Origin of the sequence: Photobacterium pectinilyticum (assembly GCF_024357955.1) — a bacterium.
GTDB classification, from domain to species: domain Bacteria; phylum Pseudomonadota; class Gammaproteobacteria; order Enterobacterales; family Vibrionaceae; genus Photobacterium; species Photobacterium pectinilyticum.
The window spans coordinates 1-25733 of sequence record NZ_JANEYT010000065.1 but is presented as its reverse complement, the minus strand read 5'-3'; the positions used below and the strand labels follow the sequence as shown (position 1 = coordinate 25733).

Sequence of the window (25733 nt, the reverse complement as noted above, 5' to 3'; positions counted from 1 at the left end):
GGACAACGTATCACCATTTCCAGGAGGCGGTCATGGAGTTATCAAAATGTAGCACTATTAGGATCAGCTATTTAGCCATTAAGTGCACGAACGATATCTTTTTCAATAGCCTCAGGGGTTTTAGTTGGGGCAAAGCGCTTCACTGGCTTACCGTCACGGCCTATCAAAAACTTGGTAAAATTCCATTTAATTTTCTTCCCCACCAAGCCCGGCAGCGCGCTAGTTAGGTATTTGAACACTTCATGGCTATCTGGGCCGTTCACATCCACTTTTTCAAACATCGGAAAGCTAACGCCGTAGTTTAGCTGACACACTTGTTCTATTTCATTATTCTCACCCGGTTCTTGGCCGCCAAACTGATTACATGGAAAGCCAAGGATAATGAGTCCTTTATCCTGGTACTTATCAAATAACATCTGTAAGCCTTTGTACTGAGGCGTAAAACCACACTCGCTTGCGGTATTCACGACCAGTACCACCTTCCCTTCAAACTCTTTCATATCAACAACATCACCGTTGATCTTGCTGGCAGAAAGTTCATAAAAGCCTGACATAACTTTTCCCTCTGAGTAATTTGGACGTCGTGTTTAGATACACAAGTCTCTTGTTTATACAGTCTAAGTGAATGATTTAGAAAGTTAGCTCTAATTTTCGTATACTGCCTTAAGCGTACATTTACCAATAGCCCAGTATGAAACCATTAAGACACTTATTAAACGAATTTGGCTTTGAGCAACTCCCATTTAGTGACGCCGAGCAAGAATTTGCTAGCGGGTTCATTGACTTTCGCTCTGACTTTTTCGTTCGCGTTTGCCAACAAAAAGCTGACAAACCCCAGCAAGATCTAGCTCTTGGCTTAGTTACTCACTCTTTTCAACAAATATTGGATGAGTTTCAGGCGACTCAGTGCAAAATCTCAGAAATAGATGCGCTCTTCCAACAACATGTCGGTGTAGAACATGCCCAGAAATTCCACACTATGAATGAGATGGAAGTGAAGGCCATAGGGGTGATTTGGTTTTTGTGTCAGGGCTTTAATGGTATTGATTTTAGCTATGCCAATGATCACGCTACAGAAATCAGCGAACAACTAACAATGAACGACAGCCAGCAAGCTGAAGCGCTACGACAGCAATTCATGCAATCCTATTACGTTGGTGTTGATCAGGCTCACATAGTCAAGCCGAAAGCCGGCTGGATATTAACATTTAAAAAAACCATAAAATCACTTTTTAATTAAAGGCTTAAGCTAAAACAACGATAATCGCTCAGTCAACCTCCCGACCTACTGATCATTAACCACTGAAAAATAAAGGTTATAATGAGAAACAGTCAACCAATAAAAATTTTGAATATTTATCCCACTGTAAATTGTTAAAACAAAATATAATTAACAAAACAATATACAACTTTTACATCATCGATCGTTGCACGTTTTTTGCCCAAAACGTATGATTACCCCACTTCAAATATGTTGTTCCTTAAACGATTTATTGCTCGCCTATCATGGATTTGATAGGCGTTTTTTTTAGATAATCGGACGGAACTGAATATCTAGGTAATGTTCCAATTTCTGCTGCAAACGCTGTTTTCTCTCAACGCTCAAGAAACTTGCCATAATCGCATTCTCGCTGAACCTTGCCACTTCTTGTTTAGTCAAACCAAAAGCCTCGGCCACAGTCAAATAATTATCATTAAGATAGCCACCGAAATATGCAGGATCATCTGAATTGATCGTTACGAGTACACCTTGCTTCAATAGTTCAACAATATTATGTTGTGTCATTTCACCAAAAACATTGAGTTGTACATTAGATAATGGGCATACCGTTAATGGGATCTGGTGTTCTATCAAATATTGCACCAACTTAGGCTCATCAGTGCATCGTACACCATGATCGATACGGTCAACGTGAAGCGCTTCGATCGCCCCCCAAATATAATCGGCCGAACCTTCTTCTCCGGCATGGGCGACTGTTTTAAGCCCCGCATTTCGCGCCATCGCAAATACACGCTCAAATTTTTCCGGAGGATTACCCAGCTCAGAAGAGTCTAACCCCACAGCCACAATATCATCCTTATAAGCTATCGATTGCTTGAGGGTTTCAATCGCATCTTCTTCAGATAAATCACGCTGGAAACACATGATCAAACCCGATGAGATGCCAAGGTTGGCTTCTCCATCCTTCAAAGCTCGTGTAATTCCTTCTGCGACGACATCAAAAGGGGTACCTGTTTGGGTATGGATTTGCGGGTCAAAAAATACCTCGGTGTGAATAATGTGCTGTTCTTTACAACGTTCAAGGTAGGCGTATGTCAGATCGTAGAAGTCCTGCTCAGTTTGAAGAACTAGGGCACCTTGATAGTAGAGGTCGAGAAAAGCTTGGAGATCATGAAATTGATAAGCCGCTTTTAGCGACTCAATAGAAGAATAGGGCAGCGTGACGTTGTTTCGCTCGGCCAGAATAAACATCAACTCAGGCTCGAGCGTGCCTTCAAGATGTAGGTGAAGCTCAACCTTGGGCAAACCACTGATAAAGCTTTTCATTACTTTCCTCCACAGAAAGGGGAAAGCTCTCCCCTTTGGAGTCTAAGACGGTATTGAAAGTAGTGTAGTTAAAGTTGGGGCCTTCCCCAAGTAGGTTCGGTGCTCATTCCAATGGATATTTTCACAGTGATAATGTAAAACACCCAAGCAACTGTTCATTATTTGGGTGTCATTGCAGATGTTAATCGAGCCCATTAATGCTCGTGTGTAATAAAGTGTTGTTACTCGGTTAAATCAGTATCTATCCAGTATTTAGAGCCTGAAATATTGGCATCAAGTAGTAGCCCTTTTTCACCAATTTGATAAATGGCCATACCGCCGTTGTATTTAGCGGCCAGCTCGGCGCTCTCAGTCCCGGCAACAGCACCAACTTCAGAGGTCGCTTCCCAGCCATCGGTAACAAATCCATCAAAGGTTTTCTGATCTTCAAAGAAGATCACCTGCTGGTAGAACTTACCGCCGAAACCAGCAGCCAAACCCGCTCCGAACATTTTCATGTATGTATGTTTTTCGGTTTTGCGGTTAATGGCAACTCCAGCCCCTTGGTTGGTATGAAGCATGAGCGAGAACTTACGCGAATCAAACACGGCATAGCCATAGGCGCTATCGAACAGTATCTTGGCAGAAGGCTGTTCGTTAAATAACCGAACTAAGGCCGTATCCGCCATGGTATTCAAGGCGAGACGGGCTTCCTCTGGGGTTTCCGGCTCTAGCATCTCATCCAGCTTGGTATCAGCAACATCCAACCACTCTTTGCTTTTCTCTACCGAGGCATCCGTCCACTCACCGGCGGTGTTATAGGCATCCTCACCCCATTGAGACGCTGACTCCCATGTCTCTTTGGAAAAGTCCGACACTGACTCCCAAGCTTCTTTAGTTCCTTTACCGACTTCTTCACCCAAATTTGAAGCCGCATCTTTAATTTCATCCCAACCAGCATGAACCGGAATAGTCGCGAGTGCCAATACCGCAACAGCAATTTTCAGTTTCATTAGATTTCTCCTAATTCAATGACAGCAGTAGACATGGTGAAAGCTTAGCTGACAATCCACCGTCAAAACATCCTCATCTGAAATGCAGCCGAAAACTGCCACTCACTAGAGTGACATATCAGAATGAAAAAACAAAAGATGGATAATGTTATTTAGAGGGTAATAGCCAAGCCAAAAAAGAAAAAGTAACTCGGCACTTGGCCATAGGCTTTAATGCCACTCTCAATTCATCTAAGAGTGGCTGTTTTCAATTTTAGCTAAGCGCCAGATCACTCCAAGTCAAGCGAGGGTTAGAACAATCTGTTGCACTCTCACTGTCTTTTTTCTGCTTCAGGCTTGGAATACTGCTAACATCATCAATCCAAGCTATTTGTGACTCACTGTATAGGTTCATACTCGGCGTTAAATCATTGATTGAATCAAGGCCACCAAGATGCAGCATTTTCAATCCTGAGTGTTTAATGTACTCATTGAATAAAGGCGTGCCACAATCGCCGCAGAAATATTTAGATGCTTTTTCTGAGATAGCAAATTGTTTTACTTCGCCTTGGGTAATAATAAAATCATGATCAAGCACGGCTACATACGTCGATATGGCCGAACCATTCATTTTTTTACAGTGATCACAATGGCAGTTAACCACTTTTTGAACAGGGCCTGTGATCTGATACTTGATAGAACAACAGCTGCAACTTCCCGTAATATTAGTCATTATTTTGTCCCCACTTTACTGCCTCTGCCAAACTAAAACGCTCGGAATCAAAAATGACATAACCTCTAACATCCTGGCGGGTTATTACTTCAGCTAGATTAATACACCCTTTAAAACCAACAACACCAAGACGCTCACTCAATTCAACTGGTGCGTTATCAAATACCGTATTCAGAAAAGGAAACTTAGCACCTGAAACGATGCCTGTTTCATTAAAAACGTCCATTGCCTGAGCCAGAGTATCACTATCTGTGTACTCTATTATTTCTACAGCTTGTTCCAACAACATAAAAATGGATTCCATTTCAATCAACGAATAAACATACGAGACTGATGTTACCTAAATCCTCCCCCTGTGCAATATGCACTGGATCAAGTGGTCAAGAAAGCGTTATATCCAAATAACTTCACGAAGCTTAATGTTACAAAGTGAAATGGGTTGGTTGTAAAATCAACGGCTGTAATACGCAAAAAGCCGACTTTTCAGTCGGCTTGTCTTTATTTCACGGTCAATTTAAGCGTTGTGCGCGTATTCATTGCCGCTCACTATTTTCACTTACTTTTTCTTTGGACGGAAAGGCTTCATCACTGCTTCGTTACATTCAAGGTACGGGCCTTCCATCAAATCGATGCAGTAAGGGATAGCTGGGAACACGGCATCCAAGCACTCACGGATCGACTTAGGTTTACCCGGTAGGTTAACTATAAGGCTATCACCACGTAGGCCTGCAGTCTGGCGAGACAAGATAGCGGTCGGTACGAACTTTAATGACTCCGCGCGCATCAACTCACCAAAGCCCGGCATCATTCGGTCACATACCGCTTCTGTTGCTTCTGGAGTCACATCACGCTTAGCTGGACCGGTACCACCAGTGGTTACAATCAGGCTGCAGTCTTGCTCATCAGCCATCTTAATCAGCGTCGCTTCAATCACATCCTGTTCATCAGGAATGACTTCGTACACCGGCTCCCAGTCCGACGTCAGGTAATCGTTCAGTGTATCGATAATCGCCTGTCCAGAGATATCTTCGTATACACCAGCACTAGCGCGGTCACTGACGGTCACGATACCGATTTTTGCTTTAGTCATTGGTTGTTCCTCAGGCTGAGCCTTGTTATCCATTCGTACTTTCACGCAGCAGGAAAGTAATGTTTCTTCATGTATGCAAGTTTAAGAAATTCTCTTGGATTGTTAAACACCTAATCGGAGTTAACTCAACTATAAGCCGCCCATTAAGGTGTATTTAGTCTCTAGAAAATCTTCTAGCCCTTGTCTTGCCCCTTCTCGGCCCAGACCGGACTCTTTTACCCCTCCAAAAGGTGCAACTTCGGTAGAGATCAACCCTTCGTTGATACCTACCATGCCATACTCCAGTGACTCACTGAATGTAAAAGCACGAGACAGGGACTGAGTATAAGCATAAGACGCTAACCCAGAACTGATATGGTTGGCTCGGCGGATCACTTCACTGTCGTCAGAAAAACGGAACAATGCCGCAACAGGGCCGAAAGTTTCTTCCGAGGCAATTAGCATCGAATCATCCATATCAATCAGCACTTGCGGGGGAAAGAAATGGGAACCTTCAGGTTGCGGTTCACCATGAGCAAGGGTGGCTCCTTTTGCCAGCGCATCATCAATATGGCTTTGAACTTTCGCGACAGCTGCGGCATTAATAAGAGGCCCGAGATTTACCCCTTCTTCAAAACCATCCGCCACTTTCAGCGCTTTGACTTTTACGACTAGCTTGGCCGTAAATTCATCATATACACTGTCATGAACATAGATACGATTGGCACAGATACAAGTTTGTCCAGCATTGCGGAATTTAGCCACCATCACCCCATCAATGGCTTTATCGAGATCGGCGTCATCACAGACAATAAATGGCGCATTACCACCTAGCTCCAACGCCAACTTTTTCACCGTATCAGCCGATTGCGCCATCAGCAGTTTGCCAACCCCAGTCGAGCCTGTGAAAGAGATTTTCTTTACAATCGGGCTCTCGGTAAGAACCCCGCCGATAGCAACCGCATCCCCTGTAATAACGTTAAATAACCCGGCAGGGATCCCTGCTCTGCCCGCTAACTCCGCCAAAGCCAAAGCCGTCAACGGTGTATCCGGTGCAGGTTTCAGCACCACTGCACACCCCGCAGCAAAAGCGGGCCCACACTTACGAGTAATCATAGCGGCAGGGAAATTCCAAGGCGTAATTGCACCCACCACACCAATCGGCTGTTTGGACACCAAAATACGAGCATCCGGTTTATGACTCGGGATCAATTCACCATAAGCACGCTTCGCTTCCTCGGCATACCATTCAACAAAGCTAGCAGCATAGGTAATTTCACCTTTTGCTTCCGCCAATGGCTTGCCTTGTTCCTGTGTGAGGATCGACGCCAGATCGTCAGTATTTTCGACAATCAATTCGAACCAGCGGCGTAGTACTGTTGCGCGCTCTTTTGCTGTTCGTGCCGCCCACTCACCCTGCACCTTATCAGCGGCATGAATAGCGGCATGCGTCTCATCCCTGCCTAGGCTCGGAACGGTTGCAATCTGCTCTCCTGTAGAGGGGTTTGTCACTGGTGTATAAGCATTATCAATCGCAGTCACCCAGTTACCTGCCACATAGCAGGCCTGTTTCAATAATTGGGGATCATGTAGCTTCACGAATTATTCCTTTTGAGGGCATCAGTTTATCAAACAGCATAAAGACTAAAGAATACATATAGAAGTTAGCTTGATCGTATTTTCAGACATTGATGACAATTTATGACTAAGTACCCTGTCATCACATTACATTCATTAACAAAGTAGCAACCACATGGAGATATCAGCACAATGAATACGATTGCGTCAGGATACACAGTCAATTATTCTGCCTTAACAAAGACAAACACACACAACAAAAGACAATCGAATGAAACGCGAACATAACTACCCAATTGGGACACCGGGCAAGCCATGGGGCGATGAAGAGAAAGCACAATGGCTCGCGCAAACAACGATTAAGCGCTCATACTTAGAAGAAGTTGTACCTAAAATCAATGCACTAACAGCAGACTTCGACTTACTCCAATATGGAGCCTTAAGCTACGACGTTGAAAAATACCCTCTGTTTGCCATTAAAACCCGCAACTGGGACAACAACAAACCCGTTGTGCTTGTCACCGGCGGTGTTCACGGTTATGAGACCAGCGGTGTTCACGGCGCTCTGCAGTTTGCTGAGACTCAAGCCGCACAATACAGTGACAGCTTCAACATTGTGATTGCACCTTGCGTGAGTCCTTGGGGCTATGAGGTGATCAACCGCTGGAACCCGAATACAGTCGATCCTAACCGCTCTTTTTATGCCGATAGCCCTTCAGAAGAAGCAGACAATCTGATGAAGATGGTTAACGGCCTGGAAGGCGAAATACTGGTTCATATCGACCTGCATGAAACGACAGACAGTGATGAGCTTGAATTCCGTCCAGCACGTGAAGCCCGCGACGGCAAAGTTTTCATTGAAGACGGTGTGCCAGATGGCTTTTATACGGTCGGTGATACCGAAAACCCACAGCCAGAATTCCAAAAGGCGATCATTGACTCAGTACGCAAGGTCACTCATATCGCTCCACCAGATGCTGATGGCAATATCATCGGTAGCCCAGTACAGCAAGAAGGTGTGATCAACTACCCGCTGAAATCACTTAGCCTGTGTAACGGTATTACTGACTGTCGCTATGGCACAACCACTGAAGTCTACCCAGACAGCGACCGGGTAACACCTGAACAGTGTAATGACGCTCAGGTCGCCGCTATTAACGGTGCACTGGATTACGTTATGAAGCAACTAGGTTAATTACCGCACTCGAGGTATATCCAAACGAGCAAAAAGCTGGAGCCAAGTGTTCCAGCTTTCTATTTCCCCCTTCAACCATTCTTCGATGCAGTCATTCGCCTCAATCCATCGTCCTATTTCTAACACATCTTTCGCATTAACCCAGCACCAGCCAAAAAAACTTCTATAATTTAATAATTTAAATGAATTATCAGGTAGTTATGCGCATTTTGTTTTTGCTGGCAATGGTTGTTTTCATTAGCGCATGCTCTAGTACCTACCACACGGGTTATTCAGCAAATCTACAAGGCTGTCTCAGCCACTTAACCGCTTTCAAAAAGGAGGTAAGGCGACAGCAAGTCTCAGATGTGCAGGTACTCAATCACAAAGCATTCCCCTATCTTGCCTTTGACCGTTTCAGCCAATCACAACTTGAGCAAGTGACCACCGACAGAGATCGCAGCCAGTGGTTTGATTACACGTCTCAACTCGCCACTCGCCAGCGCCAAGCGGAATTCAATAATCTGATCGTTAACCGATTCGACCTGCAGGTACTGAATCATTGCGCGGATATACTCGTGACAGAAGCAAAGCATAATGATCGTGTATGGGAAGAAATCATTAAGCAAAAAGTCTCTGTCTCTGATAGTTACCAACTCTGGCTGCGTGTTTTTGGTCTTTACCCACTAAGTCGTCAGGTCGCTACCTCCTCCATTGATAAAGAGAAAAAAAGGATCTTGCTAGGGTTTAGTGAACCTCCCCGGCACACGGCCAGCTATCGCTTAGCAAAAACATCACTCCCCCTGGCGGATATTGAAGCATGGTTCAAGGCTGCCCTGCTGTATTCAACCTCAGGTTGGCCCATACTAACCGACGACCAAATATCGCAGCTTTATCACTTTTATTCCCCGTTGATAAATGTAGAAGATCACTCTGAAGATGATATCCCCGGGACTGTGCAGTATTTAGCAAATAAGCAGCAACCGGCAGTTAATCCCTCAAAACCAGCGATCTATCTGCACCACAGTTATACCCAGTTATACGGCAAGACATATTTGCAGCTGAACTACAGTCTTTGGTTTGCCAACCGCACGCCAACATCATCATTCGATCCCTACGCAGGAAAATTTGACGGGGTATTACTGAGGTTAACGCTCGATCATCAAGGCCGTCCATTGTTGCTCGATTCAATTCATCACTGCGGGTGTTACCACATGGTTTTCAACCTCACCGACCGCTTTGAGTTCGAGGACGCAATACCCGACATCGAAACACCCCTGCTGTTTAAGCGAGCAGTCCCTTCGGGTTCATCATCTTGGTCAGTTACCCTATCCCATGGCGAGCATATGATTAAGCAGGTAACCTGGAAAAAAGTCACCTTAAATCAGCATGATCATATGAGCACCGGCAAAAAGGCCGAGAACAGAGTCCACCCCCTAACTCGTCTCGACTACGACTTATTACGCCAACTCCCAACTGATCGCCACCACACAATTAGCCTCTTTAATCAGCGTGGGTTACTGCCTAGCAGTGAACGCTTGGAAAGTACCTATTTATGGCCCTTCGGCATTCCGTCAGCGGGCGCGATGCGTCAACTTGGCCATCATGCCATTGCTTTTGTTGGGATCCGCCATTTCGATCAGCCAAAACTGTTCGAGCAGCTCATACGGCCAGTGAAGCCCTAATAGGTTTGTCGCGAGATGAGAATGAAAAGATGTTAGGATTAACCCAAATACCCTAGTGTGACGATACTTAGGTATATCAGTTTGAATTCGCTAGTAAAGGAGCTACCTGTGCAAACCTCTTTCATCGACGGTGATTTGCTTTACCGCCAGCATATCTTTGAAGTTCCACTTGATTACACCATGCCAAATGATCAAACCATCGCGGTCTTTGCCCGAGAAGTCGTCGATCTTGCCCGTCAAAACGATGATCTCCCTTGGTTGGTGTATTTCCAAGGAGGCCCGGGGTTTCCATCGCCTCGCCCTGACAGCCGCTCAGGTTGGTTGAAGCGTGCGCTGCAGCAATATCGTGTACTCCTACTGGATCAACGTGGTACGGGTAACAGCACAGTGATCAGTCACCAGACATTAGCCCACATGTCTGCTCAAGAACAAGCTGACTATCTCAGCCATTTCCGGGCCGACAATATTGTCCGTGATGCCGAAACCATAAGAGAAAAGCTCGGTGTTCAGCAATGGGCAACACTGGGCCAAAGTTTTGGTGGCTTTTGTACCCTGACTTACCTTTCGTTCTACCCGCAAAGCTTGTCACGTTCTTATATCACCGGTGGTGTACCGTCACTGACTCGCCACGCTGATGAAGTTTATCAAGCCACTTACCAGCGGGTACAGGACAAGAACGAAGCGTTTTTTGCCCAGTTCCCGTCAGCTCAGATCCAGTGCCAAAAGATTGCCGATTATCTATTAGATAACGATGTTCGTTTGCCTAATGGGCAGAGCTTCACCGTTGAACAATTCCAGATGATAGGCATCAACCTTGGCCGCAGTGGTGCCAATGTACCTATGTACTACCTGCTAGAAGATGCCTTTGTTGAAGCCAACGGCAAAGAAACCCTTAGCTATGCTTTCCTCAACGCCATGCTGGCTGAGCAAAGCTACCAGACCAACCCTATCTATGCGATTTTGCACGAATCTATTTACTGCCAATATTCGGCATCAAATTGGTCGGCGCACAGGGTTCGAGATAACTTCCCGCAGTTCAACTACCACAAAGGCAGTGCCTTTAACTTCACTGGTGAAATGGTCTACCCATGGATGTTCGATCAGTTCGAGTGCCTGAAACCGTTGCAAGAAGCTGCGAACCTGTTGGCAGAGCGCACCGATTGGGCTGATTTATATGACGTTGAAGCACTAGCAAAGAATACCGTACCGGTAGCCTGCGCTGTCTATGTCGACGATATGTATGTTGAAATGCAGTACTCGCAGGAAACGTTAAAAGGTATTCCCAACAGCAAAGCATGGATCACCAACGAATATGAGCACAACGGCCTTCGCGCCGATGGTGAGCACATTCTGGATAAACTGATCCAAATGGCCGATGGCGTGGCGAATTTACCGTAATAACTGTTCATCCGTAACTTTAAGTTGCTGGACTCAAGCACCTCGAAATGACGAAGATATAACAGTATTTATCCCCTTTTGGGTTTTAGCCATTCGGGGATAATTTTTGCAGATAGCTGATTCAAGTACCTTTTCCCACCATTTTTTTGCAAAATTTCTGTTAGAATTACTGAATATTTGCTGAATTGGTGTCAATCAGCCTCTTTAGCACTACCTTTAAACAGTAGACTTAACCAATTGAATCTCCGTTCGCTAATTGATACAGGAAACCTATGACTTCCCTACGACTGTTGACCTCCTTGTGCTTGGCGGCCTTCGCTGCCTCTCCCGCCTTGGCGAAAAACACCCAGTATGAAAGCATTATTGAAAGCCGCGCCGAAATCGACAATAAAGTGGTGCTAGGTCGCACCGAACTCGTCTATTTTCCGGCTGTTGATTCGCTCGATAACATAGGTATTCCGGCTAAAATAGATACTGGTGCTGATTCAACCTCTATCCATGCCGAAAACATTACGATTACAACGGATGATCCTGTATTCAAGGGACTGGAAGGTGAAGAGTTACTCGACGCTATCGCCGTCGAATACGACGCACTGGGAAGCACCCAGCTGCGTGACCGTAAAGACAAAACCAATATCATGGTGAACTTTGATATTAGGCATCCGCACAGCGGTGAGTTGATCCGGCTGGAAAAACCGCTGTTTCGCTTAGCCATGATCAAAAGCCGTGGCGATGGTCATTTAGCCCGCCCAGTGGTTAAACTAGACCTAACTATCGCAGGGCAAACCGTCCCTACCGAAGTCAATCTGGCCAACCGCGATCGGTTCTCTTATCCTATCCTGATTGGTAAAACCTTCCTCAGAAACACGGCTTGGGTTGATGCCGGGTTTGATTACCTACAAGCGCAATCTGACGCTCAGATCATTGGCCGTAAAGAACACGCAAAGATCGAGAATATACCACTTGAAGTCAGTACCTCTTTCGACAGCCGATACAGCATTTTGCATGCCCTTGATATCAAGGTGGATGAAAAGAAAAAGACCGTCAGATTTACCCTGGAAGGACGAGATAAAACTCGCAAAACAATAACTGCACCACTAAGCCGAATGCTGAGCTTTAGCAATGCACAAAGGCCGATGGTGTATTTGCCTGTGACATTGGGTGGCTCAGAACAGTATATTCAGGTTTACCTTAAAGATCGCACCCAAAACCACAGTCAGCTCCGCCTTGGCACAGAAGCCCTCAATCAATATTTCGTGGTCAATTTAGGCGCCAGCTACTTGGGTAAATCTGACTTGGCCCCTATTTCATCAATGGCGAAAGACGATTCGATCTTAATGATCAGCGGTGAAGAAACCGTCAAAATTGACGGAATAAACATCAATGCTGGCCCTTCAGGTATTATAAAAACGCCGTTGCTAAAAGTGTCACAGATAGACGAACAGCGAACTGAATACGGCCGCATGATCCAGTACACCATCAAGGATGCCAATGGCAAAAGCCATAAAGTTGATAAGCCCCTTAAAAGAAAGATCCGTGTCGGTGACCAGGTTCGTCCAATTGTCGGCACGGAAATTTCACTGCCTTCATCATTGCTACTGCGCGATATTGCTCTCGAAACTCTCGAGCAAAACGATAGCGCTTACGGCCAACTAGAAATCAGCCCGGATTTGATCCCTGGAGATTTATTGGTCAATACCCGTACCACCCAGCTACTCGAGAAACAAGCACCAAAACAAGCCGGTTATATTGAGCAACTGAATATGGATAACATGCAATTCCCAGTAAAGCTGGATACTGGCGCAGACGTTAGCTCAATGCATGCTACCAACATCAAGACTTTTACCGATAATGGCAAGGAAATGGTCTCGTTTACCTATAGTAACCATCAAGGTGATGAGAAAGCGTATACCCGAGAAGTCGTCAAAACCATGCGAATTAAAGCGCGTGATGGAGAGAAGCCAAGTAGCCGCTATGTGGTTAACATGACTGTGAAGCTGGGGAATACAGAGAAGGAAATTAACGTCAATTTGCGCGACCGCAGCCGTTTTGAATACAGCATAATTTTGGGTAAGAATTTCTTGAAGAACAATATCGTGGTGAGCAGTGATGCGCAATTTATCCTGACCAACAAAAACTAACGCCTAACGGATACCAAACACAAAGGAGCTTTTCAGCTCCTTTGTGTTTTTCTGACTCTTCCTTTCCAAATACCTTTACACCAATCTGGGGTATGAACATTGAGATAATGACCTGCCGACACTTCATTGATCGTCACATTCACAAAGTCATCATCATGACAACCAACCACTGACGTAACTGCCATCAGCATTGCCCAAATCATGTGTTTACTCATACCCCCTCCAACACAACAACCGGATTTGTGTCGCAAAGTGTAGTTGTCAAGCAATGTCTCAAAGACCATACATTGACTCAGTAATGAGACCTCCTGCTCATAGGTAAGAAAAGTCCTGTTTATCAGCTAGATTCAAACGGACCATTGGCAATAAGATAATGATTAAATACTCATACCAAAGAGAGTGTTGCGCGAGTAAAGAGATAGCGAAAGTAAATCAATGTCAAAGTGCAGGACTTTTTGCGTCGATTAATTACAATTAATAAGTTAATGAATTAAATCTTTAGGGAATGAGTATGAATACTCAGAAGCTTGTCTTGTCCGTTGCTGGGATGCTTATTACATTTCCAACGCTTGCCGTTGGTGTATCCGAATGGCTCCACTGCCCAATCATCGAGCTTATGTACTAACCTGGCAAATCAGATTGAACAGCAGAATATATTCACTGTTTAGGAATTAAGCCAACGCTGACTTATCACCATTGAGAGCCAGAGTACGCACAGGCTTCGCTGGCGAGCCTACACATACCGTGTTGGCAGGTAAATCTTTCGTCACCACACTACCTGCACCAACAACGACATTATCGCCAATTGTCACCCCAGGGCATACTGTTGCATTGGCACCTAACCACACATCATTGCCAATAGTGATTTTCTTGGCAAACTCTTCACCCGATGCGCGCTCAACAGGATCAAGCGGGTGCCCAGCCGTTGCAATAACTACCCCCGGTGCTAGCATACAGTTGTCACCAATATTGATGGGGGCGCAGTCTAAAATTGTGCAGCCGTGATTAGCGTAAAAAGCTTTACCCACTTTTAGGTTGTAGCCATAGTCACAATAAAAAGGAGACTCGATCCACGCGTCAGTTTCTTTGCTCAGCAGCTCATTAATCAATGCCTTACGGGTGTCTTCCTCTGTTGGGCACGTTTGGTTCAATGCAAAACACAGTTTTTTCGCTTTTTGACGTTCAGCCACAAGTTCTTCATCCCACGCTTGGTACATCTCGCCTGAGATCATTTTCTGTTTTTCTGTTCCTGCCATGTTGGGTCTGCCCCTTATTAATCCGGCAATGCCGAATAAAAAATCGAAGCCATGATTATTCCTTAGCACTTTCAACATTGCTGCTTTTTCCATGATCTATGTTGTCAAAGATATGTCTAGATCACATTCAGCGCAGCCTTTGCGGGAAGGTTCCCAAACTTTTTAAATCAAGCACAAATGCAATATAGGCGCTCAGTATAAAGCGAAGTGGTGGGCGCCTGTTTACTTTAAACCTGCCGTTCAATGGAACGCTCGAAATCAATAATGTGTTGGGTATCAGCCTCATCATTGTTGCCACAATTATTAAAAATAAAAAATCCCTTGCAGTCATGCTGCAAGGGACGCTATTCAATGTGTTCCGCGAAGACTTCAGCAATGCCTAGGGCATATCGAACAGTCGGTAGCGGTTTTATATGATTGATATTGAAAAGATTATCCTACTTTAGCCGACTCTGTTGACGCTTGTTCAACGGCTTGTTCACTCTCTTTCGCATAGCGATTAGCCAAGATTGCACAGTAGAAGATCTGGATTTGGTGGTAGAACATAATTGGTAGCAGCATCATCCCTAGCATCGGGTTAGCTCCAAAAATCACTTTTGCCATCGGTACACCGGCTGCCAAGGTTTTCTTGGTGCCGCAAAAAACAGCCGCGATTTCATCTTCACGATTAAACCCTGCCTTGCGGGCAATCCATTGCATACTGTGTACCACCAATAACAAAATAAGGGTCGTAAACAGCAAGGTCATCAGCAACGTGCTTAAGGCAAAATCTGACCATATCCCATCTTTTACCGAGTCACTGAATGCATTGAAGACAATAAGCAAAATCACCCATTTATCGATTTTGTTAATGATCGCCTTACGTTTTTCCAAAAACTTAAGCAGCACAGGACGTAGCAATTGACCGACAATCATCGGCAGTAACAGCATGGAAGAGATTGATATCACAGTATCAATAATATCCATTTCTACCCCTTCCATCCCCATAAACCACTGGATCAACAAAGGCGTGATCAACACTCCCAATACGCTGGATAGAGAAGCATTAAAAATCGCTCCCGGCACATTGCCCCTAGCGGCGCTAGTCATGGCCACCGATGAAGATATCGTACTTGGCAAAACGAATAGGTAGCAGAAACCAAAAGCCAATGCTGCAGGCATCATGGCATGAAAAACATTACCGAAAATAAGCCAAAGCAAAGGATAGGCAATAAAAGTTGCACTCTGAACAAAGAGATGCAGCTTCCAGTTAGTGATACCGGCTTTGATCGCTTGTGGCGACATACCAACACCATGCAGGAAGAAAATAATGGCAATACCCACAGCGGTAACTTGGTCCAAATGCAGTAAACCACCCGACTGACCCACAGAAGGCATAAGGGCTGCCAGAGCAACCGCAACTAGCATCCCGGTTAGGAACCATTCTTTTTTAAAGTAATTAATAATTTTTTTGATCACATTCGTACCTTTCTTGTTTACATACGGCTCAGCCACTTGCGCCAAACTGCCTGCCATCCATTGGCAACGTTTAGGTAATAGGATACGCTGGTCACAACTTCCTGCTATCGCAAAGAAGATAACTTTTGTTGATTACAGGACAAAGTAGCCCATTTTATTCCCTACCGGTTAATAAACGGTGCCGATTGTTACACGGGAAAACAAAACTGGAAGCTTTATCACGATGAAACCGACATTCAGTAGCAACCAAAGACAACACCGGCAAGTTCCCCTTCTTAGAGAGCTTCCTCGTCCCATTTATGCCAGAGTCGAAAATTGGCATCAGTCTGGTAGCCAAACCCACTGGCATACCCATGGTTGGGGCCAGTGGTCTTATGCCGCTGAAGGCATGCTCATCGTCCATACCCGCCAAGGCCATTATGTTGCCCCGCCTCAGTTTGCGATCTGGATTCCCGAAGGGGTTGAACACAAAGTCATTTCCAATGGTGCTGCGCAAATGCGTAGCCTTTATATCGAAACACAGTCGTTACCCAACTCGGAATGGAAACAGCCAAGAGTATGCAGTATTACGCCTCTGGTTCGTGAACTGGTTCTCCAGTTCTGTACCCTACCAGCCAGTTATGATGACAAAAGTGCTGATGGCCGATTAGCTCAAGTACTGCTTGATCAAATCGCTTGCCTCCCCCCCGCAGCAACCCAGTTAACAATTCCCTGTGATAAACGCCTCGCCACACTCGCAGATCTTCTCCAGAGGCACCCCGAAGAGCCGAGGGACATCGAGCAGCTTGGGGATCTCGTTGGCTTATCAGGACGAAGCGTCAGCAGGCTTTTCAAGCAACAAACAGGGCTAACATTCCAGCAATGGCGACAACGGGCCAGATTGCTTGAAGCACTGAATAGGCTTGAATCGGGATCACCGGTCACACGGGTATCTATCGAATGTGGTTACGACTCAGTCTCTGCATTTGTCTCCACATTCAAAAAACAATTTGGCATTACGCCTGGAAAATACCAGCGAAAAGACTAATAACATACAAAGAAGCTTTGTAGCGCCGAGCCAACTAGTGAAATCACACCATTCGTATTAGTCTTTAAAGACCTCACAGCATAAGGCAGACACCGATGACGACCAGCAAGGAAATCCATTGGCCTGAGTATTACCACCCCAAAAATGCGCAATTGCATGTGAGAAACGAAACACAGATCCCCGCTCAAGCCAATACTGTCTGGTCATGTCTCGTGCACGCACCTTGCTGGCCCCAGTGGGGACGCGCTAAAACATCAGTACAAATTATCAATGGCGACGGTATAGAACTGCACAAAGGCACGATCTTTAACTGGAAAACACGAGCCCTGCATTTTGATTGTACGGTGGTTGAATATATTCCTCACGAGCGGATCGCCTGGAAAGGCAAGTGCGGGGATGTCGACATGTACCATGCATGGCTAATAGAACCCACCGATGATGGCTGCAGTATTCTAACAGAATCAACACAGCGCGGTGGGATGACCTGGCTAACCAAATACTTCACTAGCAGGAACATCCACTCCTACCACAGGAAATGGCTAGAAGAACTCAAAAAGCAGCCAGAGTGTAAAAGACAAAAATCACGTTAGCTCCTTACTATCCGAAGTCCTTTCTCTCTAAAAGATAAATTGAACAATCATTCAAATAATTATTGAACACTCGTTCAATGCGTTCTATATTAATTATCAATGGAGCAAAAACTAACCTCCTCATCACACAGAGAAAACGCTCATGACGACATTTACTATCCACAGCATTGAAACAGCACCTGAAGCCAGCAAAGCTCGTTTAGAGGCCGCGCAGAAGCAAAACGGTATGATCCCTAACTTGTATGGTGTATTGGCTGAATCACCAAACACATTCGAGGCTTACCAGGCCATTCATCAACTGTTTTCTAACAGTTCATTTGATACAGAGGAACTGACTGTGGTGTGGCAAACCATCAACGTTGAGCACGAGTGTACATACTGTGTACCAGCTCATACCGGTATCGCCCATTCAATGAAAGTTGATCCTGAATTAACAGAAGCATTGAGAAATGAAGAAGCAATGCCTACCCAAAAGCTTCAGGTTCTACGTGACACAACACTGAGTATTGTTCGCAAGCGAGGTAATATTTCAGATGCCGAGTTAGAGACATTCTATGCTGCCGGTTATGGCCAGCAGCAAGTACTGGAAATAATCCTAGGACTATCGCAGAAGGTGATCAGTAACTATGTTAACCACATAGCCAAGACGCCATTGGACGCTGTGTTCCAAAAGTTCGCTTGGCAAAAATAGATAGCCCGACATGAAGAGCCTGACAATGACAGAAAAAATTAAACTCGACATTATTTCCGATGTAGTTTGCCCATGGTGTCTCGTCGGTTATAAGCATCTAGAGGCTGCAATCAATGAACTTGAGCTACAAGATCGCATCGAGATTGAATGGCAGCCGTTCGAACTCAACCCGGATATGCCCGCTGAAGGAGAAAACCTTCGCGAGCACATCGCAAGAAAGTACGGTTCGACACCAGAAGAAAGCCGCCAAGCCCGGGCGAGAATCGCTCAGCTTGGGGCTGAACACGGGTTCGTTTTCAACTACTTCGACGAGATGAAAATGGTCAATACATTAGATGCCCATATCTTGTTAGAGTTTGCCAAAGAATACGGCAAACAGACGGAGCTAAAAATGCGATTGTTTACTGCCTTTTTCAGCAAACAACAGGATGTATCCGACCGACAAGTATTACTGGGTGAAATCGCAGCCCTTGGTCTAAACAAACAAGCCGCTCAGGCTAGACTTGAAGATACTGCTCATCGCGAAGAGATCCGCTCACAGGAAGCTTATTGGCAACAGTTAGGTGTGTCAGCAGTTCCGTCCGTAGTATTCAATCGCACCAGCGTGCTAACCGGCGCACAGGAAGTTGAAACCTATAAGCAGGTGCTTGCTGAATTAGTCAACGAATAACAGTGTAGGTGAGCACACGCTCATCTAAAGGTAAACAGCAGGGCGAGAGGCTAAAGTGATCGACTCAACCACTCTTCGCTGTTGGCCCCAACAACACATTCATTATTCACACGCATGGCAAGGCGTTGCTGACAACGGGAAGATACTTGCGCAAAACTTTGCTTTGGCAATGTTCGAACGGATTCGATCAAGGCTATCCAATGTGGTTGATCTTGAATAGCCAACGTGTAGTAGACCCACTTACCTTGTTTTTCCTGCGTCAGTAGCCCTGCCTTATAGAGCATTTTAAGATTGCGTGAGGCGTTGTATTGACTGTCGCCAGTTACATCCATGGCTTCAGCAACAGTAATTCTTTGATCAACATGAACCAGTAACCAAAACAAACGAAGCCTATGGGGTTCTGCTAATGCCTTTAATGCATCGATGTATTGTTCTTCCATTATTTATGTTGTTGTTTTTTAATACTAGCTACCATTATAGCGATTCCAATCAAGAAAACGATTCCTGAATGGGTCGCATGAAAGGCAAGCGATGAGGCTTCTGCTCCAGTAAATAAGGCAATCCAAAAGAACGGGCAAAAAAAACCAAGCAAAGCAATATTTCTTCCCGCTCGGGTCTGTTCCGATATTTGACCACCATTAATCAACACTGTGAAAGCTTTAAAAATATGGCTGTACGCACACCACTTCCCTATCCCAGATAATAGAGTCTTCATCTGTTTCGTTCCTTTGGCAATGAAGGATAAATACATCAGACTTGAATATATGATCACTTGCGCATTTATGCAAGTGTATCGATATGGTAAAGCCACTGAGGAAAGGTGGCTTGTCATCATTACCAGTAAGACTATGGCTTGAGATTCAACACCTCATCAATGTCACTGGCGCTGTGACGTTCTGGAACTTGTTCCCACTCTTCACCCCAAGTGCGATTGACCATCTTTCCGCGCTGTACCGCAGGACGGGCATCGATTTCTTTGGCCCAGCGGACTAAGTGGGTATACTGCTCAACCTGAAGGAACTCCGCAGCATCATACAACTTGCAAAGCACCAAGTTGCCATACCACGGCCAAATAGCCATATCTGCAATAGTGTATTCATCACCGCCAATAAACGTATTAGTGGCTAACTGCTTATCGAGCACATCAAGCTGGCGCTTGGCTTCCATGGTGAAACGATCAATCGGGTATTCAAACTTCTTAGGTGCATAAGCATAAAAATGACCAAAGCCACCTCCAAGATAAGGCGCAGAGCCTTGTAACCAGAACAACCAGTTCATGACCTTCGTCTTCGCGGCTACATCTTGTGGGAGAAAATGACCGAATTTTTCTGCAAGATACAGCAGGATTCCGCCAGATTCGAAGACATTAATTGGATTTTCATCCGAGTAATCCACCAAAGCCGGGATTTTGGAGTTTGGGTTAACGCCAACAAACCCTGATGAAAACTGATCGCCCTCGCCTATTCGAATCAAATGGGCGTCATACTCTGCTTCTGAAACACCAGCAGCCAGTAACTCTTCCAGCATGATCGTTACTTTCTGGCCGTTGGGGGTCCCCATAGAATAGAGCTGCAAAGGGTGATCGCCAACTGGCAGCGTTTGCTCATGCCTCGCTCCTGAGTCCGGGCGATTAATACTCGCCCATTCACCACCGTTTTCACTGTCGTAAGTCCAAACTTTTGGTGGATTATATTCTGTCCCCATTTGCTGCTCCTCGCTTGGTGATGTCAGTCACATCGTTGCAAAAGTCAACTAACACAAAATAATGAACAAACGTTCAAAATCAACATTAGCTAATAATCCAGCCTAGCGCAATATTTTTGAGCGAGTGTTCACTTTCTAAAAAATATAAAATAACGCGATGGAGATGAGGATGAGGATGAGGATGCAGCAATGATGGCTGAAGCCTACAAAGTACCCTTCCTAGGTATTCGCATCCTGTCGAACAACCTAACAAACGGCGGTAAGTACGACCCATCAACGGCCACTGACAACCAGAAGTTCGTGAAAAACGTTGTATTGCACTACATCTCAACTCTGAAGTAATTCGTTATTCATGAACGTCAAAGAGCCTCCTTGTGAGGCTCTTTTTGAATCTTTTGAAGTAATAGAGGGCCCTTTTTAGTCCTCGACTCCCGGTGTTGACTCCCTAACAAATAACTCGCTTGGTATATTCATCGCCAGTTGCAACAAGGGTTGTTGTTTAACCAAAGTATCAATCCGAATTAGCGCCTCTTCCCCCATACGTGAATAAGGTAATTCAACGGATGATAGTTGTGGTTCAAGCTCGCGGCCATGACTGGCGTTATCATACCCCATCACCGCAATATCTTTACCTACCTTTAAGCCCGACTCTTTTATCGCCTGATAACATCCCATTGCCATATAATCACTGCAACAGAAGATAGCCTCAGGTCGATTGGGTAACGCCAAAAGCTCGAGTGTTTGCTTATAAGCTTTATTCAACGACCAATCTCCCTCAACAATATAAGCCGACTTTGGCACTAAATTGTGATCAATGAGTGCTTGCTTATAGCCTTCAGATCGCTGAGTAGAGCATTCCATCCAAGATTCACCCGTAATTATGGCGATATTCTTGTAGCCTTGGTTGACCAAATGTTCAGTTGCAACGTAACCACCATGCAGATCGGCGGGCAAAATAGAGGGAAGAGATGGGTTATTTTTCGCACTGCAGTTCAACAGTACCATCGGTAAATCAGTTTTAATCTTTAGTGTTAGATCGCGTCGAGTTACTGATGAGGCGTAGATTACCCCGACGTATGTTTGGTTACAGCTAATCTCGGCCTGAATCTGTCGCTCAAGGTTGGGGTTATTACCAAAATAAAAGGTTGAAATAAGATAGTTATATTCCCAAGCAGAGTTCCAGATAACACTGATTGCATCCATGAAAGGGTCATGATCAGAAATCGAGTCCAGAATAAGGGCTATCTTCTTCGGTTCCTGGCTTCGTGAAAGTGATGGCTTTTTGGCATAACCGAGTTCATCGGCAACCGACAACACCTTATTTCGAGTTTCATCAGAAATCTGAATAGATTGAGATTGGTTGAGTACCAGGGATACCGTTGTTTGAGAGACATTGGCGGCTCGGGCGATATCCATCATTGTTACTTTCTTTGCCATGTTTTACTTCATTGTGCCCGCAGATATAAAGAAACTTTACCATAAATTCCTTATCTTAGCATGCTCTCCCCTAACCCTACCTCTCAGTCAAAACAAATTATCGTCAACGATAAATACACGTTAGCTTTGCCCCATTCATCACCAACTAAAGCTTTCCGCCTCCCTCACAATACAACTAATAATATTAGTAAAGATTAGATATCTATAAAACCTCAGAAACCCCATACAAATCTGATTAAACGTTGATTGCAATGTGCTCCTGATCTCATCATTACTAAATATTCGTGTCAATCTCGTGACAAGAGTCATAAACGTCCAACTAATATTTTGCTTAATATAACTAATATTATTAGCATCTCGATATCAACTTAGAACAACAAGAACATCGCAGGCAGAAGCCTCCCTTATACTGTGTCAATCATTAATGGAGTTACAATGAATACTGACTCGAACAAAATAGCCATGGCAAAAATATGCCTAGCCTACTTTTTCTATAATTTTTTCTGGTCTCTGAGTTCCGGCTCGCTGTTTGCAGTATGGCTTAACGACCGAATTGGTATCGACGGCTCACAGATTGGTGTTTTATTTGGTCTACAGACTGGTCTCGCAGTACTGTTCAAGCCGGCTTTTGGCTACATGCTGGACAAGCTAGGATTGAAAAAGCACCTGATGTATTTCATCGCAGCACTTAGCTTGTTAATCGGTCCTTTCTATATCTATGTTTACGGGCCACTATTGTCGGACCCGTCAACATTTAAGTTTGGTGTTCTTTTCGGCGCCATCTACCTTGGTTTACTTTTCCAAGCCGGTAGCGGTGTTATCGCATCCTACAGTGAGCGTTTTGCACGTTGCCACGACTACGATTTTGGCCTTGTCAATGGTTTCGGTATTGCAGCCTGGGGCTTATCAGCCATCCTTGCAGGCTTCCTTTACAACATTAATCCTAATCTGATTTTCGTTGCTTGTAGTGTTGCTGCTGCATTGATGCTGATATTCATCGCAACTCTTAAAGTAAAACATCTGGATAACGCAGATAACCATGTTATTTCTGCAGACAAAATCGAAAAGAAAGATGTCATCAAGCTATTGAAGAACCCTAAAATGTGGGCGTTCATGACTTATGCCGGCACTATCTCAGTCGTATTCTGGACATCTATGTCTCAGTTTACCCGTTACTTTGTTAGCTTTTTCGAGACCCAAGAGCAAGGCATTACCTTCAGCTCCAACATGGATGGTATCTCTGCTTTCTTCCTATTCTTTGTCAGTGCAAGCGTGCCATTTGTTATCAAGAAGATTGGTGCGAAAGGCAGCCTTATCCTAACGGCATTTGGTATCACCTCTTTTCTACTAATTATTGGTTATGCCGGTTTAGGCGAGAAGAACCTCTACATGGCTGTCTTTGCCAAACTGTTGTTCGGCATAGTAAACCCACTACTTATCGTTTCTGTATTCGCCTATATTGCTGAACAGTTTGACAAGAAGGTGAACTCATTTACCTACATGTTCGGTTTCCAGGTCGTCAATAACATCTTTACTGCCATTGCCGCCCCTACTATGGGAGTTATGTACGATACCCATGGTTTTGCCTGGAGTTACATTTACTTCGGCCTATTTGCCGGCGCCGCAACCATCATGGCCTTCTTTACACTTAGCAGCAAAAAATCAGTCGCGTTAGCTAAAGAAAAAGATCTAGTGGCTGCTTAAACATCAAATATAAAAGGGCAGTTAACTGCCCTTTTATACATTAATTTCTCAAACAAACACAACTAGCATCATATGAGGTTTTACTGTGTCTACTTCAATTATTGAACCTACACAACGAGTGTCTTCCCTCAAAGAAAAGCGTTTATTTAATTTTAATTGTGAATCATTGCCAAATGAGCTCACCTTTCTACATACTGATGCGTTCATTACACAAACAAGTGACGAAAAATACGCTGTAAAGATCGTCAGCCATGCCAAAGATAATTTTTATACTGCTACCAATATTGAACCGGCAGCACCGTGGGACTGGAGCCAACTTCCGAACTTCAGCTTCGCTTTTGATGCATCAAACCGAACCAGTCACTCAACGCAAGTCTTCATCAATATCTTCAATACTCAGGGGGAAATGCACAGCCGCTCCATCACCATTCCAGCCTGTCGTAATGCTAGAACCTACATCACAGAATTGAAGGGCGATTGCTTAAAAGGTAAAACCAACCATTACTCAGGTTTACGCTCCAACCCCGCTCCTTTTGATACTCCCTATGAATACGCCACCTGGATGTGGGGGTCTATCAATATGAACCTGAGCAGCATCTGTAAAATTGAACTCAGTATTCACGGTTCATTGCTTGATCATGAGCTTATCCTGAGTAATTTCCGTCTGATCATGTCACCATCAGTTAACCCTGATTATCTCACTGGTATTATTGATAAATTTGGTCAAAATGCCAATGTGGACTATGTACAAAAAATTCACTCTGAATCTGAATTATTAACACTTCGTGATAATGAACTAGAAGCGTTAAAAGAAGGCAAAATGCCTCAACGTTCAACATTCAGTGGTTATACCGGTGATCAGCGTTATGAAGCCACTGGGTATTTCAGGACCCAGAAAGTTGCGGGCAAATGGTCATTGATTGATCCTGAAGGCTACCCGTATTTCGCAACCGGCATCGACATAATCCGCCTTGCCAACGCCTACACCATGACAGGGATTGATTACGATCATTCAAAAATTGATCAACGCCAAGCCGATGACCTGACCCCTGAAGATTCAATTGAAAAGGTAACGGTTTCCACCGCGGCAAAGGAAACAGCCTTTACAGCCAGTGACGTACGCAGAAACTGCTTTGCCTGGCTTCCAAGTTACGACGAACCATTGGCAGAACACTACGGTTACATGCGCGAACTGTGGGAAGGGCCGACAGCACAAGGTGAAACCTTCAGTTTTTATGCTGCTAACCTTCAGCGTAAATATGGTGAGAATTACCGTCAAACTTGGAGTGAAGTTACCATCGACAGGATGCTTAACTGGGGCTTCACTTGTTTAGGTAACTGGGCCGCTCCCGAATTTTACCGTAACGAAAAAATCCCTTTCTTTGCCAATGGCTGGATCATCGGCGACTTCAAAACCGTCAGCAGTGGCGATGATTTCTGGACAGCATTACCCGATCCCTTTGATCCTGAGTTTGAGCAACGTGCCATCGCGACCGTCAAGCAGGTCAAAGCTGAAATCATGGACTCTCCTTGGTGTGTCGGTATCTTTATCGACAACGAAAAAAGCTGGGGCCGTATGGGGACGATTGAAGGCCAATATGGCATTCCGATCCATACTCTAAGTCGTAATGCTGAAGAGTCACCGACCAAAGCGGTCTTTATGACCGTACTCCAAGGCAAGTATCACACCATTGAAGCATTGAACCAGAGCTGGTCAACCAACTTTGACTGCTGGCAGACAGTGGAACAAGGGATTAAAGGGTTAGATCATAACCAAGCCCAGCTTGATGATTACGCCCTCTTACTTGAAACATATGCTTCAGAGTATTTCCGCATTGTAGCTAAAGCCGTCAAGTCAGAACTGCCTAACCACCTCTACCTAGGTGCCCGCTTTGCCGA

At 44.9% G+C, this 25733-nt stretch carries 26 protein-coding genes; 12 read left to right on the top strand and 14 right to left on the bottom strand.

What is annotated here, in order from left to right:
• Positions 1 to 71 precede the first annotated feature (71 nt).
• Positions 72 to 554: a glutathione peroxidase gene (locus NHN17_RS20090; RefSeq protein ID WP_255044413.1), complete on the bottom strand. Its 483-nt coding sequence runs from the start codon at positions 552 to 554 to the stop codon at positions 72 to 74.
• Positions 555 to 691: 137 nt separating this feature from the next.
• Between NHN17_RS20090 and NHN17_RS20085 the strand changes: the two genes are divergently transcribed.
• A complete protein-coding gene (locus NHN17_RS20085; RefSeq protein WP_255044412.1) occupies positions 692 to 1240 on the top strand; it encodes a hypothetical protein in 549 nt (182 codons plus the stop codon).
• A 288-nt stretch (positions 1241 to 1528) separates the two neighbouring features.
• Here NHN17_RS20085 and NHN17_RS20080 read toward each other — a convergent pair whose 3' ends face one another.
• From NHN17_RS20080 to NHN17_RS20055, 6 genes are all read right to left on the bottom strand, one after another.
• Positions 1529 to 2548 (bottom strand): adenosine deaminase, encoded by a 1020-nt coding sequence (locus tag NHN17_RS20080; protein WP_255044411.1) that lies wholly within the window; start codon positions 2546 to 2548, stop codon positions 1529 to 1531.
• Positions 2549 to 2769: 221 nt separating this feature from the next.
• A complete protein-coding gene (gene befA / locus NHN17_RS20075; RefSeq protein WP_255044410.1) occupies positions 2770 to 3540 on the bottom strand; it encodes a beta cell expansion factor BefA in 771 nt (256 codons plus the stop codon).
• A gap of 253 nt (positions 3541 to 3793) precedes the next feature.
• Positions 3794 to 4252: a GFA family protein gene (locus NHN17_RS20070; RefSeq protein WP_255044409.1), complete on the bottom strand. Its 459-nt coding sequence runs from the start codon at positions 4250 to 4252 to the stop codon at positions 3794 to 3796.
• On the bottom strand, positions 4245 to 4541 hold the full coding sequence (locus tag NHN17_RS20065) for a hypothetical protein (protein ID WP_255044408.1): 297 nt from the start codon (positions 4539 to 4541) through the stop codon (positions 4245 to 4247). The genes NHN17_RS20070 and NHN17_RS20065 overlap by 8 nt, the downstream gene beginning before the upstream one ends.
• A gap of 267 nt (positions 4542 to 4808) precedes the next feature.
• Positions 4809 to 5342, bottom strand: a complete 534-nt coding sequence (mog, locus tag NHN17_RS20060; protein ID WP_255044407.1) for a molybdopterin adenylyltransferase — start codon at positions 5340 to 5342, stop codon at positions 4809 to 4811.
• A gap of 129 nt (positions 5343 to 5471) precedes the next feature.
• Positions 5472 to 6920 carry an NAD-dependent succinate-semialdehyde dehydrogenase gene (locus tag NHN17_RS20055; protein ID WP_274137002.1) on the bottom strand — a complete coding sequence of 483 codons (1449 nt, stop codon included), beginning with the start codon at positions 6918 to 6920 and terminating at the stop codon, positions 5472 to 5474.
• Positions 6921 to 7170: 250 nt separating this feature from the next.
• On the opposite strand from NHN17_RS20055, the gene NHN17_RS20050 reads away from it, so the two are divergent.
• The 4 genes from NHN17_RS20050 (at position 7171) to NHN17_RS20035 (ending at position 13297) form a co-directional block, all read left to right on the top strand.
• The gene (locus NHN17_RS20050) at positions 7171 to 8094 is read left to right on the top strand and encodes a M14 family metallopeptidase (protein WP_255044406.1); all 924 of its coding nucleotides are present in this window, start codon (positions 7171 to 7173) and stop codon (positions 8092 to 8094) included.
• A 200-nt stretch (positions 8095 to 8294) separates the two neighbouring features.
• On the top strand, positions 8295 to 9758 hold the full coding sequence (locus tag NHN17_RS20045; protein WP_255044405.1) for a glycoside hydrolase family 25 domain-containing protein: 1464 nt from the start codon (positions 8295 to 8297) through the stop codon (positions 9756 to 9758).
• Positions 9759 to 9866: 108 nt separating this feature from the next.
• Positions 9867 to 11156: an alpha/beta fold hydrolase gene (locus NHN17_RS20040; RefSeq protein WP_255044404.1), complete on the top strand. Its 1290-nt coding sequence runs from the start codon at positions 9867 to 9869 to the stop codon at positions 11154 to 11156.
• Positions 11157 to 11428: 272 nt separating this feature from the next.
• Positions 11429 to 13297 carry a putative ATP-dependent zinc protease gene (locus NHN17_RS20035; RefSeq protein WP_255044403.1) on the top strand — a complete coding sequence of 623 codons (1869 nt, stop codon included), beginning with the start codon at positions 11429 to 11431 and terminating at the stop codon, positions 13295 to 13297.
• A gap of 32 nt (positions 13298 to 13329) precedes the next feature.
• Here NHN17_RS20035 and NHN17_RS20030 read toward each other — a convergent pair whose 3' ends face one another.
• The 3 genes from NHN17_RS20030 to NHN17_RS20020 form a co-directional block, all read right to left on the bottom strand.
• Positions 13330 to 13512, bottom strand: coding sequence for a hypothetical protein (locus NHN17_RS20030; protein WP_255044402.1), 183 nt, complete (start codon positions 13510 to 13512; stop codon positions 13330 to 13332).
• A gap of 456 nt (positions 13513 to 13968) precedes the next feature.
• Positions 13969 to 14553 (bottom strand): sugar O-acetyltransferase, encoded by a 585-nt coding sequence (locus NHN17_RS20025; RefSeq protein ID WP_255044401.1) that lies wholly within the window; start codon positions 14551 to 14553, stop codon positions 13969 to 13971.
• Positions 14554 to 14985: 432 nt separating this feature from the next.
• The gene (locus tag NHN17_RS20020; protein ID WP_373689582.1) at positions 14986 to 15960 is read right to left on the bottom strand and encodes a bile acid:sodium symporter family protein; all 975 of its coding nucleotides are present in this window, start codon (positions 15958 to 15960) and stop codon (positions 14986 to 14988) included.
• Between the two features lie 274 nt (positions 15961 to 16234).
• Here NHN17_RS20020 and NHN17_RS20015 point away from each other — a divergent pair, with 274 nt between their 5' ends.
• From NHN17_RS20015 to NHN17_RS20000, 4 genes are all read left to right on the top strand, one after another.
• On the top strand, positions 16235 to 17038 hold the full coding sequence (locus tag NHN17_RS20015) for an AraC family transcriptional regulator (RefSeq protein WP_255044399.1): 804 nt from the start codon (positions 16235 to 16237) through the stop codon (positions 17036 to 17038).
• Between the two features lie 95 nt (positions 17039 to 17133).
• Positions 17134 to 17628 carry an SRPBCC domain-containing protein gene (locus NHN17_RS20010; RefSeq protein ID WP_255044398.1) on the top strand — a complete coding sequence of 165 codons (495 nt, stop codon included), beginning with the start codon at positions 17134 to 17136 and terminating at the stop codon, positions 17626 to 17628.
• A gap of 142 nt (positions 17629 to 17770) precedes the next feature.
• Positions 17771 to 18319, top strand: a complete 549-nt coding sequence (locus tag NHN17_RS20005) for a carboxymuconolactone decarboxylase family protein (RefSeq protein ID WP_255044397.1) — start codon at positions 17771 to 17773, stop codon at positions 18317 to 18319.
• A gap of 25 nt (positions 18320 to 18344) precedes the next feature.
• Positions 18345 to 18989 carry a DsbA family oxidoreductase gene (locus tag NHN17_RS20000; protein ID WP_255044396.1) on the top strand — a complete coding sequence of 215 codons (645 nt, stop codon included), beginning with the start codon at positions 18345 to 18347 and terminating at the stop codon, positions 18987 to 18989.
• Positions 18990 to 19039: 50 nt separating this feature from the next.
• On the opposite strand, the gene NHN17_RS19995 is transcribed toward NHN17_RS20000, so the two are convergent.
• From NHN17_RS19995 to yghU, 3 genes are all read right to left on the bottom strand, one after another.
• Positions 19040 to 19429, bottom strand: a complete 390-nt coding sequence (locus tag NHN17_RS19995; protein ID WP_255044395.1) for an ArsR/SmtB family transcription factor — start codon at positions 19427 to 19429, stop codon at positions 19040 to 19042.
• Positions 19429 to 19704 (bottom strand): hypothetical protein, encoded by a 276-nt coding sequence (locus tag NHN17_RS19990; RefSeq protein WP_255044394.1) that lies wholly within the window; start codon positions 19702 to 19704, stop codon positions 19429 to 19431. Before NHN17_RS19990 ends, NHN17_RS19995 begins: the two co-directional genes overlap by 1 nt.
• 131 nt (positions 19705 to 19835) lie before the next feature.
• Complete coding sequence (yghU, locus tag NHN17_RS19985; RefSeq protein ID WP_255044393.1) at positions 19836 to 20693, bottom strand: glutathione-dependent disulfide-bond oxidoreductase; 858 nt, start codon at positions 20691 to 20693, stop codon at positions 19836 to 19838.
• 189 nt (positions 20694 to 20882) lie between these two features.
• Between yghU and NHN17_RS19980 the strand changes: the two genes are divergently transcribed.
• On the top strand, positions 20883 to 21035 hold the full coding sequence (locus NHN17_RS19980) for a hypothetical protein (protein ID WP_255044392.1): 153 nt from the start codon (positions 20883 to 20885) through the stop codon (positions 21033 to 21035).
• A 75-nt stretch (positions 21036 to 21110) separates the two neighbouring features.
• Here the strand turns inward: NHN17_RS19980 and NHN17_RS19975 are convergent, their stop codons facing one another.
• Positions 21111 to 22130, bottom strand: a complete 1020-nt coding sequence (locus NHN17_RS19975) for a LacI family DNA-binding transcriptional regulator (RefSeq protein WP_255044391.1) — start codon at positions 22128 to 22130, stop codon at positions 21111 to 21113.
• 435 nt (positions 22131 to 22565) lie between these two features.
• On the opposite strand from NHN17_RS19975, the gene NHN17_RS19970 reads away from it, so the two are divergent.
• Positions 22566 to 23834, top strand: a complete 1269-nt coding sequence (locus NHN17_RS19970) for an oligosaccharide MFS transporter (protein WP_255044390.1) — start codon at positions 22566 to 22568, stop codon at positions 23832 to 23834.
• A gap of 85 nt (positions 23835 to 23919) precedes the next feature.
• A partial coding sequence (locus tag NHN17_RS19965) for an agarase (protein WP_255044389.1) occupies positions 23920 to 25733 on the top strand: 1814 nt, incomplete at its 3' end.